This is a genomic window from Lysinibacillus sp. RC46 (assembly GCF_041262385.1).
Classification (GTDB): domain Bacteria; phylum Bacillota; class Bacilli; order Bacillales_A; family Planococcaceae; genus Lysinibacillus.
Genome location: NZ_JBGCCF010000014.1, coordinates 89,560 through 108,215 on the forward strand (window position 1 = coordinate 89,560; position 18,656 = coordinate 108,215).

Annotated in this window: 15 protein-coding genes; 2 read left to right on the plus strand and 13 right to left on the minus strand. The window is 37.0% G+C overall.

Annotation, left to right across the window (positions count from 1 at the left end; translation table 11 throughout):
• Positions 1-38: 38 nt before the first annotated feature.
• The 7 genes from ABH966_RS14340 to hpaI all read right to left on the minus strand — a co-directional run bounded on the left by ABH966_RS14340 (position 39) and on the right by hpaI (position 7,954).
• Positions 39-1,481, minus strand: coding sequence for an aldehyde dehydrogenase family protein (locus ABH966_RS14340; RefSeq protein WP_370079491.1), 1,443 nt, complete (start codon positions 1,479-1,481; stop codon positions 39-41).
• Between the two features lie 33 nt (positions 1,482-1,514).
• Positions 1,515-2,411, minus strand: coding sequence for a cytidyltransferase (locus tag ABH966_RS14345; RefSeq protein ID WP_370079492.1), 897 nt, complete (start codon positions 2,409-2,411; stop codon positions 1,515-1,517).
• Between the two features lie 21 nt (positions 2,412-2,432).
• Complete coding sequence (locus ABH966_RS14350) at positions 2,433-2,906, minus strand: flavin reductase family protein (protein ID WP_370079493.1); 474 nt, start codon at positions 2,904-2,906, stop codon at positions 2,433-2,435.
• Positions 2,907-2,929: 23 nt separating this feature from the next.
• Positions 2,930-3,913, minus strand: a complete 984-nt coding sequence (gene hpaD / locus ABH966_RS14355) for a 3,4-dihydroxyphenylacetate 2,3-dioxygenase (RefSeq protein WP_370079494.1) — start codon at positions 3,911-3,913, stop codon at positions 2,930-2,932.
• Positions 3,914-3,939: 26 nt separating this feature from the next.
• Complete coding sequence (gene hpaB / locus ABH966_RS14360; RefSeq protein WP_370079495.1) at positions 3,940-5,412, minus strand: 4-hydroxyphenylacetate 3-monooxygenase, oxygenase component; 1,473 nt, start codon at positions 5,410-5,412, stop codon at positions 3,940-3,942.
• Positions 5,413-5,439: 27 nt separating this feature from the next.
• Complete coding sequence (gene hpaE, locus ABH966_RS14365; protein ID WP_370079496.1) at positions 5,440-6,957, minus strand: 5-carboxymethyl-2-hydroxymuconate semialdehyde dehydrogenase; 1,518 nt, start codon at positions 6,955-6,957, stop codon at positions 5,440-5,442.
• Positions 6,958-7,027: 70 nt separating this feature from the next.
• The gene (gene hpaI, locus ABH966_RS14370) at positions 7,028-7,954 is read right to left on the minus strand and encodes a 2,4-dihydroxyhept-2-ene-1,7-dioic acid aldolase (RefSeq protein ID WP_370079497.1); all 927 of its coding nucleotides are present in this window, start codon (positions 7,952-7,954) and stop codon (positions 7,028-7,030) included.
• A 131-nt stretch (positions 7,955-8,085) separates the two neighbouring features.
• Here hpaI and ABH966_RS14375 point away from each other — a divergent pair, with 131 nt between their 5' ends.
• Complete coding sequence (locus ABH966_RS14375; RefSeq protein ID WP_370079498.1) at positions 8,086-8,991, plus strand: LysR family transcriptional regulator; 906 nt, start codon at positions 8,086-8,088, stop codon at positions 8,989-8,991.
• A 115-nt stretch (positions 8,992-9,106) separates the two neighbouring features.
• On the plus strand, positions 9,107-9,274 hold the full coding sequence (locus tag ABH966_RS14380; protein WP_370079499.1) for a site-specific integrase: 168 nt from the start codon (positions 9,107-9,109) through the stop codon (positions 9,272-9,274).
• A 573-nt stretch (positions 9,275-9,847) separates the two neighbouring features.
• Here ABH966_RS14380 and ABH966_RS14385 read toward each other — a convergent pair.
• The 6 genes from ABH966_RS14385 to ABH966_RS14410 all read right to left on the minus strand — a co-directional run bounded on the left by ABH966_RS14385 (position 9,848) and on the right by ABH966_RS14410 (position 18,437).
• Positions 9,848-10,624 (minus strand): CsxC family protein, encoded by a 777-nt coding sequence (locus tag ABH966_RS14385; RefSeq protein ID WP_370079500.1) that lies wholly within the window; start codon positions 10,622-10,624, stop codon positions 9,848-9,850.
• A 660-nt stretch (positions 10,625-11,284) separates the two neighbouring features.
• Positions 11,285-13,111 (minus strand): translation elongation factor 4, encoded by a 1,827-nt coding sequence (gene lepA / locus ABH966_RS14390; protein ID WP_370079501.1) that lies wholly within the window; start codon positions 13,109-13,111, stop codon positions 11,285-11,287.
• Positions 13,112-13,447: 336 nt separating this feature from the next.
• On the minus strand, positions 13,448-13,780 hold the full coding sequence (locus tag ABH966_RS14395; RefSeq protein WP_370079503.1) for a hypothetical protein: 333 nt from the start codon (positions 13,778-13,780) through the stop codon (positions 13,448-13,450).
• A 654-nt stretch (positions 13,781-14,434) separates the two neighbouring features.
• The gene (locus ABH966_RS14400; RefSeq protein WP_370079504.1) at positions 14,435-14,704 is read right to left on the minus strand and encodes an FmdB family zinc ribbon protein; all 270 of its coding nucleotides are present in this window, start codon (positions 14,702-14,704) and stop codon (positions 14,435-14,437) included.
• Positions 14,705-14,724: 20 nt separating this feature from the next.
• On the minus strand, positions 14,725-15,903 hold the full coding sequence (gene fmdA / locus ABH966_RS14405; protein WP_370079505.1) for a formamidase: 1,179 nt from the start codon (positions 15,901-15,903) through the stop codon (positions 14,725-14,727).
• Between the two features lie 638 nt (positions 15,904-16,541).
• Complete coding sequence (locus ABH966_RS14410; RefSeq protein ID WP_370079506.1) at positions 16,542-18,437, minus strand: acyltransferase family protein; 1,896 nt, start codon at positions 18,435-18,437, stop codon at positions 16,542-16,544.
• Between the last annotated feature and the right edge of the window lie 219 nt (positions 18,438-18,656).

An 18,656-nucleotide genomic window follows, 5' to 3' on the forward strand; every position in this document is an offset into this window, starting at 1 on the left:
TTTAATAGGGTACTTAAATGCTTCTAATTCTTCGATTTTTAATTTCTATTAAAAACCACTAGTTTTAGCTCTGTCATTTCCTCTACAGCATATTTTATTCCTTCTCTTCCAACTCCACTTTCCTTCACACCCCCATAAGGCATGTGATCTACACGAAACGTTGGAATGTCATTAATCATTACGCCTCCAACATGAAGATTTTCAGCTGCAGTTAACGCTGTATGAACATTATCCGTGTATATTCCCGCTTGGAGACCATATCGCGAATCATTTACTTGCTCAATTGCTTCTTCTACTGCTTGAACTTTATTGATGATCACAATTGGAGCAAACACTTCTTGACACGAAACTTTTAAAGAAGACTCTGCATTTAATATTACCGTTGGCAATAGAATATTCCCTTTTGCGATTCCCCCAGTTGCTACTTCTGCTCCATGTTGTTTCGCCTCATGAATCCAGTCTAAAGTACGTTCCACATCTCCTTTTGAAATAAGCGCTGAAACATCCGTACTTGGATCTAAAGGGTCACCAATTTTGAGTTGTTGAGTTGCTTCAACGAATTTTTGTACAAATGTTTCGTACAAACTTTCATGAATATAAATTCGTTGTAATGATATACATACTTGACCTTGGAAAGAAAAGGCTCCCTTCACACAACGATTAATAATTGAATCAATATCGATCCCTTTATCAATAATAACGGCTGCATTTGAACCCAGTTCTAATGTCACGCGCTTCAGTCCTGCTTTGTTTCGAATACCAATCCCAACAGCTGGACTTCCCGTAAATGTAATAGCTGCAATTCTACCATCGGTCACGATTTTATCCCCCACGACTCTTCCGCTTCCAGTAATAACATTAAAAGCTCCATTAGGTAAACCAGCCTCCTGTAACAACTCGGCTAAAAAGAAGGAAGATAGTGGAGTTTGACTTGCCGGTTTTAATACAATTGTATTTCCTGCGGCAATGGCAGGACCTACTTTATGGGCAACTAAATTCATCGGGAAATTAAATGGAGTAATCGCTCCAATAACCCCAATAGGTTCACGCACCGTATATGCTACTCGTTTTTCTCCACCTGGTGCAGCATCCAATGGAAGCGTTTCTCCATGAATTCGCTTTGCTTCTTCAGCTGCAAACTTATACGTTTGTATTGTTCGTTTCACTTCATCGATTGCAGTAGCAATTGGTTTCGCTGCTTCTAAAGCGATAATTTCTGCAGCTTCATCTAAACGCTTCTCAAACAAAGCTACCAAACGTTCCAAAATAGCTGCACGTTCGTGAGCTGGCATTTTCGCCATTACTGTTTTTGCACGAACTGCAGCTTCAATCGCCTCATTCACTTCTTTTTCATTAGCCTTAGGAATATATGCAATAACATCTCCAGAGTATGGAGATGTTAGAGATGCATGTTCAGTGGCTTCTTGCCATTGACCATCAATGTATAAATTTTTCTTTCTTGCTTGCACTTTTAAATTCATATTCTACTCCTTTCTGTTATATCCAACTATTAATTAGATCACTAGCTCATCTTTTTTCATGTATTCATTCATTCCATATGACTCATTTTGCTTGCCATATTTATAATCTAGCCACCTTACCTTAATCCGCTTCTTGTATGGGTTTACAGAACAATCTTTCAATTGTATTAGTAATGAAGAGTGTTGCTCATTTATAGATATTTGGTGGCAGGTTCCATCATAATTTTTACCATCTATTTCAACTTGAATATGGTAAATACCAGGTTTAGGCATTCGGTATCTCTTTTTTACTATTAATTTAAGAAACTGATGTTTTTTGTAAAAAAGAGAACTTTGATTCACTTCTCCATTAATTTCATAAAAATCGCCAAGGTACATAGGAATCTTTTGCACATGACCTTCATCAAGCAATTTTCGGATTGCTGTTGAACTAATTTTTTCATCACAATGTTGGATCTTTGAGACAGTCGTTACTTCCAAGCTTCCGGGATTATACTCTGATAACGTTTTCATATTACCGAGTCCTTTATAGCCATAATGATAATCAAAGCCTGCTACAACATGTATACATCCAAGTTCTATAATGTATTGTTCAACAAAATCGTTAGGAGAAAGACGGGCAAACTCAGGGCTAAACTCAACAACAAATAATTTCTCAACACCCAGCTTTTCAAATCGATCTTCTTTCAAAGGAAGCGGAGTTAAATAAGTCATTGGCTCCATATGAGGAAAGAGTATATCTTTTGGGTGCGGATAAAACGTCATAACACCAAAGGCGCATTGTTTTTGCACAGCAATTTGTTTTGCTGTTTCAAGAATTCTTTGATGACCGATGTGAACTCCATCAAAAAAACCAAGGGCCAAAACACAAGCTTCTAATTCAGTGAACTTTGATTTATCAATTGAACTTTTGATATAAATTGTCTTCATCGTTGGCCCTCTCCTTATATGTTAAGTTAACTGCGGTGCAGCGAGCTGGCCATATTTCCCTGCAAAGAATGTCAGAGGATTTCCTTCACGAAGGACAATATCTTCTACTTCTCCAAGGAACAGCGTATGGTCACCAGCTACTTGCTTTCCATATACATTGCATGTAATATTCGCCAGCGCATCCTTTACTACCGACATTTCATTTAGTCGGTCAAATTCTGGTTCACGCTTTTCTTTGATCTGGCCGGCGAATAACATAGAAACTTCTTGCTGGTCTTCCGATAAAATATTCACTGCAAATTTACCGGAGCGGTTAATTTTATCCAGCATTTTTGCATTTTCTTTAATCGATATTAGTACGAGTTGCGGGTTTAACGACACTGACATGAAGGCATTTGCTGTCATGCCATGAGGCTCTCCATCAATGTCCGTTGTAATAACTGTTACACCGGTTGCAAATTTACCCATGGCATCTCGAAATGTACGATCATCCATTGAAATTCCTCCATTCTTTTTATTTAAATAACTAATTCTGGTTTGCGCTGTGCAAGGTTTGGTGCCGTCGATTGAATTTGTTCATTGGTTTCAATATCTAAAAACGAAGACGTTTCATTAAACCAGCTGTCCGGTGCTTTTGCCCCCCATAATGTTTGACGACGTGGGTCATTTAAATCCCATCGAATTGGCTCGAAGTCATTGTCACTTGTTAAGTAATCTCCGTTATACAGCTCAATGCGGTATCCATCTGGATCTCTTAAATACAAGAAGAACGCATTGGATAAGCCGTGGCGAGCTGGACCTCTTTCAATGTTCTCTGAATAACCAAGAGAAGCTAAAACATCGCAGCAGTGAATTAGAGCAAGTGGATCCGGTAGCCAGTAAGCAAAGTGATGAAGACGCGGACCATCTCCGTTCATAAAGGCTTGATCATGCACGGTCTGTTTGCGGTGGAGCCATGCAGCCCAGATATTCCCATCTTCTATAGTTGTATATTCAGAACATGCAAAACCTAGCTCGTTGATAAAGAAGTTGTAAGCTTTTTCTACATCCGGTACAGCACAGTTTACGTGGTCAATCCGCTGAATTCGGGCACCGCTGTATAAGTCGTAGCGCTGAAGTAAGCGCTCTGCTTTTTCAATCTTACAGAAAAATTCAAGAGGCATCCCTGAAATATCATGTACATGCAGTGCACGCCCAAGAGCATGCTGAGTTCCTTCCTTAAGCCACTTTGTTTTTAAGCCTTTTGATTGAAATAATTCGGCCAGACGGTCAAGATCTTCTTCTTTTGCTACTTTGTAACCGAGTGCGTGTACCCCTAACTTATCAGACTTTTTAAGAACCAAGCTGTGGTGTGTGTGTTCTTCAAGCCCTCTCAAATAAACACAGTCGTCCTTTGTTTCCGTTTCAATCATGCCGAGCGCTTTTACATAAAAATCTTTTGAACGGTCTAAATCCTTCACATTAATAACCGTTCTGGCAATACGAATGATATTGAAATCCATACTCCTCATCTCCCTTAGTCGTTTAATTAGCTATTTTTAGCAAACTCTTCTGATCGATCCAAAAATTCTTTTACACGATCAACATATTCCTGTTTGTCATATCCGTTATAAAGCGTACTTGCCATTCTAATTGGATCACCAAAGAAGAAGCGCTCATAAAGTGTTTGTCGAGAACCGAATGAACTTATACATACATCCCATGCCAAACGATAAAGTTTCACACGATTATAAGCATCCCCAGTGGCTGATTGTAAATACTTATCAAGATCCGGACGAATATCAGAATTGAAGTCTGATTCTGATGGAATCGCCATTAAGCCACTTGCACCCATTAGTTGCATAATTTCTGTAAAGCGAGGGTAAATTTTTGGGAAGTAATGACGTGCTACATTTAACGGTGCAAACTCTGGTGTCATAATTCCCCATCTATCTACTTTTGCATTTGCTTCGGCAGCAACGACATATGCTTTCATCGTTTCAAGTGCAATAATTACCTCAGAGATTTTCTCCTGTATATGTTGGTATTGGCCAATATTAATTGTCTCTGCCATTAATTGAAGAATACCAAGTACAAACTCTGTCTTCGCAATATTTTTTGATACAACTTGATGCGTCATATGAACAACTGCATTACTTTCATTGTAGGCCTGGTTGCACACATTAACATCACCAAGGGCAAAGACTCGATTCCACGGAACGACAACATCATCAAACACAACAATGGTATCCATTTCTTCAAAGCGAGATCCTAGCGGATGGTCGAAATGAGACTTACCATAATCAAAAGATTCTCGACAAATAAATTTTAAGCCCGGTGTGTTATTAGGAATAGAAAATGCAAATGCATATGGATTTTCTTCAGCTGATTGTTTTAACAAAGTAGATGGGAATACCATGATTTCATCGGTAATACCACCTTGAGTAGCAAGTAATCTTGCCCCTTTAATAACGACCCCTTCAGATGTTTTCTCTTTAATCCGTGCTGCAATAAACGGATCTGGAAGCTGTGCTGAATTTACTCCCCTATTGACTTGAGGCTGAATCAACGTATGTGTTAAAGATAAATCATTTTCACGACAATACTCGTAGTAGTTGGTCATGTTTTCGGCATAGATGGAGTCCTGTTTTCCAAACATTTCTGAAGCTGAACCATACGCCATCATCCCGACATTAATGTAATCAGGGGAACGTCCCATCATGCCACCATTATATTTCGCCCATTCTTGCATCATTTTGCGACGTGTCACCAAATCTTCTTTTGTTTTTGGCTGAATAAAAGATGTACCTACCCGTTCACCAGTTGTTGGAGATACATATGTCATGTAATCCTTTTTGTCTGGATCATGTTGCAAATCGTAAAGTTCTGCCTGAGTCTTCATAACCCCTTTAAAAGCTGAATGTTCAGAAATCTTCCCTTCTACTCGTTTGCCATCAATCCATATATTTGCCTGTGCATTATCAACTCTTTCAATATATTGCTTTCCTGTTTTTGCTGGCATTATTGTGTCCCCCTTAAAAAATAGTTTTTACTTCCCAAATTGCGGAATATGATGATCACCTATAGCAACATGGATTACCTTTGGTTCTGTATAGAATTCAAAAATTGCGTAATGACCACCCTCTCTTCCAATTCCACTATCTTTCGTACCGCCAAATGGAATTCGAAGATCTCGTACGTTTTGAGCGTTAATCCAAAGCATACCTGCTTCAATAGCATCCGCCATACGATGTGCTCGTTTTAAATCTTTTGTCCATACAAAACCAGCTAGTCCGTAAGATACGTCATTTGCCATATGAAGTACTTCTTCATCTGTTTCAAATTCGATTACGGCCATAACGGGACCAAAGATTTCTTCCTGACATACTCTCATGTCATTTCTTGCATTTAATAAAAGTGTCGGTGGTACAAAATTACCTGCCTTTACCTTCTCCGGAACCACTCCCTGAATTACTTCACAACCTTCTTGTTTAGCGATTTCTATATATTTTTTTACTTTGTTGTAGTGATCTTTTTCAATTAGCGGACCAAGCTGAGTTGATGAATCCATTGGGTCACCGATTTTAATGTTAGCGACACGTGCTTTTAATTTTTCAACAAATTGATCTTTAATATTTTTATGCAAGAATACTCGAGAATTGGATGTGCAACGTTCCCCATTAAAAGAGAAAATCCCCCATATTGCTGCATCTAGAGCTCGTTCAAGATCTGCATCATCAAATACAATTAAAGGTGATTTCCCACCAAGCTCCATCGATGTTTTCTTTAAAGTATCCGCAGAGTTTTTAATAATAGTGGAACCTGTAGTCGTTTCACCTGTAAATGAAATCGCTTTCACATTTGGGTGAGCAACAAGAGCAGCCCCTGCAGTTTCTCCAAAACCATGAACGACATTAAAAACTCCATCCGGAACTTGAGCTTTATGAATAATTTCAGCTAATTTATTTGCAGTTAATGGTGAAAGTTCAGCTGGTTTTAGCACAACAGTATTTCCAGTTGCTAATGCAGGCGCTACTTTCCAAGTCTCTAACATGAATGGGGCATTCCACGGAGTAATTAATCCTATAACTCCTAATGGTTTATAAACTGTATAATTAATGAATTCATCATCCATTGGGTAAGATTCACCATGCAATTTTGTCTCAACCATTCGTGCGTAGAAACGGAAATTTTCTGCAGCACGTGCGGTTTGATTTCTTGTTTGGCTAATTGGCAGACCTGTATCTAATGATTCTAAGAAAGCAATTTCTTCAATCTCCTCATCGATGATATCTGCAATTCTATTAATATATTTCATTCTTTCTTTCAATTTCATCTTGCCCCACGGACCATTCTCGAACGCTTCTTTTGCTGAAAGAACAGCTTGATTTATATCCGCTTCACGTCCCTCAGCGATATAGTTGTTTATTTCATTGGTAAATGGATTTTTATTTTCAAAAGTAGCACTTGATTCACTGTCGACAAACTGTCCATTAATATAGAGTTTTACATTTTCTACTTGCTTGTGTTCGTGATTTTTTTGAGTCTCAGTTACTTGAACTTGCATGTTATTACACTCCTCATTCTTCTCTTACTCCTGTAACGAGGAGTAAGAGAATTTTTTAGATTTTGAATTATTATTTAGTTACAATCTCATTTGATAAAATGCCGTATTGATTTAAAACTTCACGAATTTCATTTTGAAGTGCCTCAGATGGTAAATCCATTGGCTTGCGTAAAACTGGCGTAATTTTACCCATCATGCCCAGAGCTGCTTTTACTGGTCCAGGGTTAGTTTCTTTGAATAACACATCATTTAATGTCATCAATTCATAATGAAGATTTAAAGCTTTTTCAGCGTCGCCTTCCTCCCAAGCATTGTGCATTTCTGCTACTTTTGCTGGTGCAACGTTTGCTGTGGCGCTAATAGAACCTTTTCCACCGATTGTTAACATTGGGTAGCAAAGAAGTTCAATTCCCGAGAATAGACTAAAATCTCTCCCACAATTTAATAGCACCCGATTGACATGTTCAAAATCTTTATTTGACTCTTTGGCACCAATAATGTTCGGGCAATCTTCAACAAGTCGAGCCATTGTTGTTACTTCCATATTTACACCCGTTCTTCCAGGGATGTTATATATAATAATTGGAATATCCACGGCATCGGCAATAGTTTTATAGTGTTTATATAATGCTTGCTGGGAAGGCTTGTTATAGTATGGAACAATGACCATCGCAGCATCTGCTCCCATTTCTTGAGCAGCCTTTGTTAGCCGAAGTGCTTCATTATGATTAACTGATCCCGTTGCTGGAACAAATGGAACTCGTCCGTTAATCGTTTTAATTGCTGTTTCCATCACAAGCTCTCTCTCTTCGATCGTTAGAGAACTAGGTTCCCCAGATGTACCGGTTACCGAAATACCATGGCTCCCACTTTCTATTTGCCAGTTAATTAAACTTTTAAATGTCTGTAAATCTAAGCTTTCATCTTCTTTGAATGGTGTAATAACTGGTGCAATTGAACCTTTTAAACTTTCTTTAGCTTTTCGAATTCTAGACATTTTATCTTCTCCCTCTATACCTTTTTATGGAATCGTTTACAAGATTAATGTATCATTAAGTATAAAATATTTAAAATATTTAAAATATTCGTGATGCATACAAAATAAATATACTTCTAAGGAGGAATTTCATGGATATAAGACAATTGCGATACTTTGCCACTATTGTTGAAGAAGGCCAAATCACTCGAGCAGCAAAAAAATTGCATATGGCCCAACCCCCTCTTAGTCAACAGCTAAAAGCGCTGGAGGAAGAACTTAGTACTCTTTTGGTAGTACGCAATGGAAAGAATATAGAACTAACAGCAGCAGGAAAAGTTTTGTATAAGAGAGCTACCAATCTGTTAAGTCAGATTGATGAAACAATTATGGAAGTGAAAGAAGTAGGAGAAGGACTTAAGGGTACCTTATCAATTGGATCTGTAAAAACATGCTTTTCTCACTTACCTGAACGCATTCGTTTTTTCCGAGAAAAGTATTCAAACGTTACATTTCGTTTATACGAAGGGGATACCTATCGATTATTACAAGATTTAAGAAATAGGCATATTGAGGTTGCTATAGTCAGGTTACCTTTAGAATCAGAATCAGATGACTTATCCTCACTGCCATTACCTCCGGACCATTTTGTAGCCGTTATCCCCGAGACGTGGAATTATGAAAATACATTAAAACTAGATGAACTTTCAAGTATGCCACTAATGTTGCTACAACGTTTTAAGGGTGTTGGTCAATACGAACTGGTTATAGAAGCTTGTAGAAAATATCACTATGAACCAAATATTGTCTGTCAATGTTCAGACGCTGATATGATTATGTCCCTAGTTAGAGAAGGTGTCGGTGCTTCCTTACTTCCAATATCTGTCTTAAGTTCATTTTCTATGAATGGCCTGAAAATATTGGAGCTCGAAGAACTTAGTATCCAATCAGATTCCGCCGTTATCTGGTTGAAGGACCGTTACCTTTCAAAAAGTGCTATTAAATTTATCGAAACTTTTAAGAGGGAATACAATTTAAATAATTTACAAGTAGAATGACTCAAATGATTCTATAAATCATATGTGTTGTAATCCAATGCATTATGTCGAGTTATTAAAAGATAAAGATTGCAAAACTACGAGGGATGATTAAAAATTCATCGAAAGAAAATTCATGACTAAGAATGAGAGAATAAATGAAGATCATCCACTTTATTTACCTTTTTATATTGGTCTTCATTGTGGTGTTCGGGTCGGAGAATTATGCGGGCTTGAATGGAAACATATAAATTTTGATGAAATGGTAGTAGAAATTGAACAGCAACTAATAAATAAAAAATAAAAATTTACAGATGAAAATGAAAAAGAATATTTTAGACTATGGAAATGTATAGTCAAGTTTATCTTTTTATATTTCTATTTAACCGACAATCCTTTACTACATAAGGATTTTTCGGTTGTTTTTTATTTAATTTTATTCATGCTTTTATCGCCTTATTTTCTACATATGGTGGTGATATGATGTGCAAAAATAAGACCATCCGTCACACACTGGAGTGGTCTTTATATCTCTATCAATGTAAACAGTCTTGTTAACATCTATGTAAGGCTTTTAAATCGATTGTTCTAAGAATTGATGAATAAATCTTCATTGTGCTTTCTTTAGATTTAATTTGTACAAAATATTTTTCGGGAACTGTTGATAAATGCCCGTTTACAACCCTCTAGCCTTCCCCTAATAACACACCGTCAAATACATTTTGGTTATTAAATGCAAAAAGGCAGTTGAAAATCAGATTCTGCCGCACTTTCAACTGCCAACTCAAATATTTGATTACAAGGTTGTTTTTTCGATTAAATTTTGTTGCAGCGAACTGCGTTTTTTTTGTTCTGCTCCTCTAAAAACTAGAGATTATCAAGGACTAACTGGAGGAGTAAGCCCTGTAAGAACAGGAGTTATAACACTAGTTCCAGCTCCAAGGCGAATTTGTTGAACTTGTAGTACTTTTACAGTAAGCTCTAACACGATTTTTTCACGTAATGTGTCGAAAGTGCCTTCTGGTGCTGCCATAACCGGTGAAAAGTCAAGTTCAAAGAAGTTTGCAGCTACTAACTCGCCAAATGGTTGTTCATTGTATTTAACTAGATTTTGGAAGAATGCTTTATCCAATCGAGCATCCATTTGCGTAGTTTCATTAAGGAAGTTCGCTTCCGCAAACTCGGAAATTCCTAAAATCGGAGTAGGGCCTCCAAGTGTTTGTGGGAAAGTAAGGTCTGTAAAACCTGAAAACGGAACATCGGCAATTCTATCTTGGAGTGCCCCGTTACATGCTGCTGAAGCATATTCTATATTTTTGCGAATATTTCCAGCTACAAATAATTTAGCTCTTGTTACCGCAAAAAAGTCAGTGCCAGCAATACGCGCAAAAGCAACCGGTACTAGTTTCACTTGATTTAGGAATACATTTTTTTTCACTCTTTTGATTTCTGTTGCTGCAGGACTAAGCGTAATATCAGACTCCACAGCAATTTGAAGTGTTGGTTCTGCAAGTACAACTGGAACTTTAATAGTTGGAGTCACTAACGGTGTAGCGACTACTGGAGTAGTAGCAGTAGTTAATGGTATCTGTTCTGTTGATGTTACTGGACAAGGTTCGACTTGATTAACTTGAATATCTAATTGATCACTCAAAAAATTCCCTCTTTTCATTTTTTTAGTATTAGAGAGCGCTCTCTATATTGCTAGAATATGTAGCGATTAATTCTATGTATAGACGTGTATACTAGTTTTTTCTGATTTTTAAAAAGGGATTTTTAGGATGAATATTAAAATGCTAGATACTCACCATTTTTAGCACCTAGTTTTAATTGTTTAGTTACCTATTTCAACTGGAGAATTTCAAGAAAATAATAGTCAAAAGTAGAAGCAATATTACGAAGAAAGATTTTAGTGTATGAAAATTTTATGGCTGGAGGAATATGTTGACCTAAAAAAAGAAAATGGAGAACATTGTACGCCAAGTGTCATCAAATATAATACTAGAAAAATTAAATATTAGTTTTAACTATCACTCATTGCGTCACACACATACAACGACATTAATAGAGAATGGTACATCTGTTAAAACTGTATAAAAAAGATTGGGACATAGCAGGTCAGCAACTACTGAAGACCGCTATGTCCATTTAACTCAAAAGATGGCAAGAGATGCTGTCGATATTTTTAATTCCATCGCAAAAGATTTATAAATTGCTGGCACAATTTTAATGCGGTGGCAAATCGGTGGCAACCTCCACCATACTAATATAAAAACACACAATTAAAATCCTTATAAACGTTGTTATATCAACATTACTTCGAATCATCCATCTTCAGAACAGCCATGAATGCTTCTTGTGGTACTTCGACTGAACCTACTTGTTTCATACGTTTTTTACCTTCTTTTTGTTTATCAAGAAGTTTTCGTTTACGAGAAATATCCCCACCGTAACATTTCGCTAATACGTTTTTACGCATAGCTTTAATTGTTGAACGTGCCACAATTTTTTGGCCAACAGCTGCTTGAATTGGCACTTCAAATTGTTGACGTGGAATTAATTCTTTCAATTTTTCAACGATCACTTTGCCACGCTCGTATGCAAAGTCACGGTGTACGATAAAGCTTAGTGCATCGACTTGCTCACCATTTAATAAGATATCCATCTTCACTAGTTTTGAAGTCTGATAACCAATGAGTTCATAGTCAAATGAAGCATAGCCCTTCGTATTCGACTTTAAATAATCAAAGAAATCATAAACGATTTCTGATAACGGCATTTCATAAACAATGCTGACGCGTGTCGTATCAATATAATCCATTGTCATAAAATTACCGCGCTTTAATTGACAAAGTTCCATAACAGCTCCTACATAATCGTTTGGTACCATAATTGTAGCTTTTACATATGGTTCTTCCACTCGATCAATCTTTTGAGGATCCGGCATAAATGAAGGGTTGTCAACCTTTACTATAGATCCATCCGTCATTTGAACATTGTAAATTACAGAAGGCGCTGTTGTGATTAGATCAATGTTAAACTCACGCTCAATACGCTCTTGAATGATTTCCATGTGTAAAAGCCCCAAGAAGCCACAACGGAAACCAAATCCTAGTGCTTGTGATGTCTCTGGCTCATATTGAAGTGCAGAGTCATTAAGTTCTAACTTTTCTAACGCTTCACGTAAGTCATTATATTTCGCAGTATCGATTGGATATAATCCGCAGTATACCATTGGATTTAAACGACGATAACCTGCTAATGGCCCATCTGCTGGGCGATTCGCAAATGTAACTGTATCCCCCACACGAGTATCACCTACATTTTTAATAGACGCTGTTAAATAACCTACGTCACCGACTGTTAATTCATCTTGTGCTACAACTTTCGGTGTGTGTATACCAACTTCGATAACTTCAAATTCTGCTCCAGTAGCCATCATACGAATTTTATCGCCAGGTTTTACTGTACCATTCATGATTCGAATGGAAATAATAACACCTTTGTAAGCATCGTAAACAGAGTCAAAAATAAGGGCTTGTAATGGTGCATCCGGGTCACCAGTTGGTGCAGGCACTTTCTCTACAATTTGTTCTAAAATATCTTCAATCCCGATACCGGCTTTAGCAGAAGCTAAAACCGCTTCAGAAGCATCTAACCCAATTACGTCTTCAACTTCTTGACGTACACGTTCCGGATCCGCTGCTGGTAAATCAATTTTATTGATAACAGGTAAAATTTCTAGGTCGTTATCAAGCGCTAAGTATACATTTGCTAGTGTTTGTGCTTCAATACCTTGTGCTGCATCGACAACTAAAATTGCACCCTCACAAGCGGCTAAACTACGTGATACTTCGTATGTGAAATCGACGTGTCCCGGTGTGTCGATTAAATGGAATGTATACACTTCACCATCTTTCGCTTCATACTTTAATTGGACTGCATTTAATTTAATCGTAATGCCTCGCTCACGCTCTAAATCCATTGAGTCCAGGAGCTGTGCCTTCATTTCACGAGATGTTAAAGATTTCGTTTGCTCTAAAATACGGTCAGCAAGCGTTGATTTCCCGTGGTCAATATGTGCAATAATAGAGAAATTTCGTATATTCTCTTGTCTTTTTAAACGTGCTTCTCGGTTCATCTTTTCCACTCCTAATTAAACTATAATGAATTATACTATGAAAGATATGCAAAGTACAACAACAACTAGACTCAAAAGCCTATTACATCAATACTTATAAGTGTTTTTACGGTTTTTAGATTTTGCAAGATAAGGCATATAAATGCATGGATTTGGGGCTAAATGGGGCTAATAAAAATATGGCGAGCGTGTGTACAGGAATGTGTGAGTAAGAAAAATTGAGGCTAATTGCTTCGGTCTTTTTTTGTTAGTAAATTATAAGAATAGCACACTTACATAAAAATTTGCACTGCTTGGTACAGTGCATTTCTAGGTACATTCGATAACCCTTCAGAGCTAATTATGGAAGGTAACTTTATTTTCTAAATAACTACAGTTAGAACAAAGGTAATCTTTATTGATAAATATAGCACTGTACATATTTGTCCAAGGAATATGTTCAGAACATCTTTCGCATTTATCTACATATTTATCACCTAAAATACCATTCTCTAAAAAGACATGCCATTGTTTATCCGATAAACTTTCAGATCCATTTTTTATGAGGAGCAATGATATTTCTAACGCTTCACCATCGTCAAATCTATTCTCGCTTATTAGTTCTTTCAAATATGAAATAAATTTAGATGGTTCTCTTAATATTCTTTGTTTAAGCTGTTCTCCTTGCATAAAACCTCTCCTTTTTCCAACTACTTTAATTCGACAAAAGGGGATGATTTCCTTCTGAATTAGACAATAAATAATGCAGGATTATACTTAAGTGTCGAAGGAAGTACTTTGTAAACACTCCTCAAATTTCACGATTTCTCATTTTTAAGAAGCATAGCGAAAAGACGACTATTATTAGACTTTTAGTTACCGCCTCACAGGTGAAAATGATCAAATCCACGACGGCATATTAGGAGAAATTTGTTGGAATTAGTTAGAAATCCATACACTGATGATTGATAAAGATATTCGCGGTGTCTAAGTTATGTCCAGGCCAGCTGTTAAACCGCTTGGCGTTTTGATAATGCACTTCAAGACTCACAAAAAGCTGATTGGCCATTTTACAACGGGCAATCAGCTTTTTTATCGTTTAGAGATGATTAATGTACGTTGAATTGAACTACTCGCCACTTAGCTAACGATTGAAGTGGGAGTCTTTTGTCGGGATCTGATCAAAAATCCTACCGACAACGCTCGGCGCTTAGGGATACCACCCGCAATAAACTAGACAGAAAACTACTGTCAGTCTTATTATTTTCGCCTACCACAGTAGGCGCCTTCGCTGAATGATAGAATAGCATCTTTAGCCTATATATTTAGTAAAGCAACAGGTGCTTACCCGAATTGCCACGGACGATTTGCGCCCGCCTTTTTCCTTGGCTTATCGGTCCCTAATTGTTCTCGACTCATAATTTGCGGTTCCATTCCCTTTTCGATTTGCGAACTAAGTGCTCTCGAAAGTGAATACACATTCGGTGCAAAATAGACCCGATTTGACTCTAATTGGCAAATAGGACAAGTTGATTTTTCTTTATTCCCTGCCATTGATTTAAAAAATAACGTAAACTCTCCACAATCATTGCAACGAAATGTGTAACTAGGCAAGAATAAACCTCCTTATCCTATCATTTTGGCATAATATTTTTATCGAATATTTTTGTAGGGATTGCAATGGTACAACAAGCATTTGGAACATCGACTATGCCATTGATTCGACTTTCAACTGGTGCTGTACTCAGCAGCATATAAGCTTGTTCACCTGTATAACCAAGCGTTTTTAAATACTCAATGGCATTCAAGCATGCCCGACGAAACGCAAGATTAGCATCTAAATAATGTTGTTTCCCATCCTTATTATCTACTGAAATCCCTTGGAAAACGAGGAAATCATTATAGTTTGGATCTACTGGGCCCGGTTGGAATACAGGATTTTCGTAAATTTTATAGGTTTCCATGCCACCTTTAATGACATCCACCTTTAGATCAATCCATCCTGCCATCTCGATACCACCACAAAATGTGATTTCTCCATCCCCTTGTGAAAAATGAAGATCGCCTACCGATAACTTCGCTCCCTCCACAAATACTGGGAAGAAGATTTTCGACCCTTTAGATAGATTTTTAATATCACAGTTCCCGCCATTTTCCCTTGGTGGTACTGTTCGAGCTCCTACCTTAGCTACTCGATCAAACTCAGCCCCTTTTAATGTGCCGACCACTGCCCTCTCCGGAGTCGGTGCATTTGCCAACGTTGGAACCCGGTCCGGGTTGGTCATGATGAGTTCTTTTTCTCGTGCATTCCATTTTTGCAAAAGTTCCATAGAGGGAGCAACACCTATTAAGCCAGGATGGATAATCCCAGCAAACTTCACACCAGGTATATGTCTCGAAGTCGTATAAATGCCTTCAAAATCCCAGATTGATTTAGCTGCTTCTGGAAATTCGTCAACTAAGAAACTTCCCCCATTCTCTCTTGCGAAAATGCCGTTAAACCCCCACGCCGAATCTTGAAAAGTACCAATATCTAAAATATCTACGACTAATAAATCTCCAGGTTCAACGCCGTTCACATAGACCGGTCCACTCAACACATGAACACATGCAAGATTCACATCTCGAATATCATTTGGACTATCATCATTTTTAATTTGTCCATCTGTCCAGTCTTTACATTCCATTCTAAAAGAAGTGCCTGGATCTACTGAAAATGCTGCTGGTATGTCTGGGTGCCATCGATTGTGACCAGGATGCGCCTGTTCTTCCATTGATTTGCTTAAATCTAGTTTGTACAGAGTTTTCACCATTTGATTTACTCCCCCTAGTTTCTATGTAAGTGATGTATGCGATTTCATATTATCAAGGATAAAAAATAATGTCAAATTATTTCGAAAATTCTATCTTCCGGTTAAGCAACCAAAAACTAGAATGAATTGAGGGCAGTCAAATGGATTATTTCTTATTTAAAAACCTCACACATTCAGTATCTTCTTTAACTCATTGCAATCCCTGAAATATTCTGATTATTTACTAGAAAAATGGATGCAAACAACTATTTATATATAGTTGGATTATTTAATTTCTTTGTCATTTATTGTGCATCTAAAAATGGTTTGTAACTAGGATTATTAATCTTTCCTTTTTTATGCAAATATGTACCGACAATAACGTACAGTATTAACATTGGAACGCCAATGTAGAATGAAAATCTCGTATCTGGACTGTAGGCTGTGTCTATAAGATTTACGGCCATGTATTGAAGGAATTAGAGGAGCAGTCTGTAACATAACATTAGAACGGCATAAATGCTGTTAAATCAATGGTTATTCTAAATAGCGTGCCATTTCCTCTGCAATCAATAAAAAAATGATAAAGAGTGCTTAAGATTTTCCTACAAAAAATATCCAGCTACACTTACGTGCACTCTGGATATTTTATTACTAAATTATATATTTATTGTTTGTTGAATAAGGCTTGTTAACGTATTAACACCTTTTTGTACTAAATGGACACCATCCGGAGCAAAAAACTCTGGATGATTAATTGCAACCGAATGCCAATCAATCAATGTAATATTATCATGCTCTTGAGCTTTTTGTTGTAATGAAGAGTTTACATTACTTTCCCATGAGCGCGGTACTCGAGTATTCACTAAATAAATATCGGCATTGGAGAATGCTTTAAGTAGTGCATCGATCTGATCATCCGTAAAGTAACCATTTGTGCCAAGTTGAATAATAACCGCTTTATTTGGCTCATTAAAACTAGCATAATTTGGTGCCAGTTGGACAGCTTGTGAAACTTGGCGACCAATTTTTGCATCAATTGTAATGTTAGGATAGACATTATGTAAGCTTGTAGCAATATCTATCATTAAAGAATCTCCAATAGCTAATATACCATTATAGGATTCATTAGGATTAGCAGTTGTATCATTCTTTCCTTGCTTAGGTTCTTCTTTGTCCGATTGATGGTTAGTTTCAGTTTTTTCATTCTTAACAATCGATGAATCGCTTTCCGTTGTTTCTTTTTCCGCTACGGTATCATTTTGCTTAGAAGGTTGTTCTCCACCATTTATTTTAATTTCTGTTGGCTTAGACTCTTTTGATTCCGTTTGTTCTTTTCCTATAACGCCTGTCATTCCAGTAAAAAATACTAGAAGGAATAGTGGAACAAGCACAGTAGAAATTTTTCTAGTAAACGAAATGCTGCCCCATTTATCTTTATTAACTACAAGATATTGTCGATAATAGGAGCGGAAACCTTCTTTCCTTATTGGCATTTCAATAAAACGATACGATAATTCTGCAATAATCAAAATAAGAACTAGCTGTATAGCAACTCGCCAGTACGTAGGATTACCTATTTCGTGGACTGGAGTACCCAACACCATGATTGGATAATGCCATAGATAAATTCCATATGATCTTGAACCAATCCAACGTAGAGGCTTCAAAGAAAGTAATTTTCCTAAAATGCTAATTGGATGACAAACACACGCTATTAATATAGCTGCATTCAAACAAAATAGGAACATGCCTCCTCTATATAAGAAAGTTTGATATTCATTTACAAAAATAATACTTAATATGAAAATACTAAAAGCAAGCAAACTTATAGCATTTAGTTTATTAACATGGTCAGTAGTTAGTTTTTGAGAAGATAGTCTTTTCATCGGCCAAACGAGAGCAAGCCAGCAGCCTATAAGTAATTCAAAGGAACGTGTATCTGTCCCGTAATATATACGACTAGGATCAGCTCCTGGCTCATACAGTAAGCCCATTAACACAGCTGAACATAATGCACCGATAAAGATAAAAATGGCTAATTTACTCTGTTTTTTAACAAGATAAAGCCCTAGCATTAACAGAATTGGCCAAATAAGATAAAATTGTTCCTCAATTGCTAAAGACCATAAATTTTTTATAGGTGAAGGGGATCCAAAACTGTCGAAATAAGAGAGCTTATGGAAAATGAACCACCAATTACTTGAATAAAAAATAGAAGATATTGCATCTCCGCGCAATGTATGAAGAAGTTCCTTATGAAATAAGGTAGCCCAAGCGAATGAAGTAATAATCATTACGTACGCAGCAGGTATTAGGCGTCGAAATCGTCCAATCCAAAATTCTCCTAGCCCTACTTTTAATTGATTTCCTTGTAAAGGTAAAATAGTAGAGGTTATTAAGTAACCCGATAAAACAAAAAAGATATCAACTCCTAGGAACCCTCCACTGGCCCATTTAAAGTTAAAATGATAAGCTATCACAGCTAGTACTGCTAAAGCTCGAATCCCATCTAATCCAGGGATATAACGATGATTGACTGTCTTGCCTGACATAATATTCCTTCCTCTTCTTCCGATAATCTACAAACCTTTTTTATAGTGTAAATTTTAGTATTAAGTCAATATCGTCCCCTTTTAACTAATGATTCAGTGCATTCACTTATATAAATGACGGATGAGTATAAATAAAAGTTTACATCTAATGATATTTATTAATTATCCCCTCGGCATAATTGCCGCTTTCGCGCAGAAAACATTTGCCGCTGTCGTTTC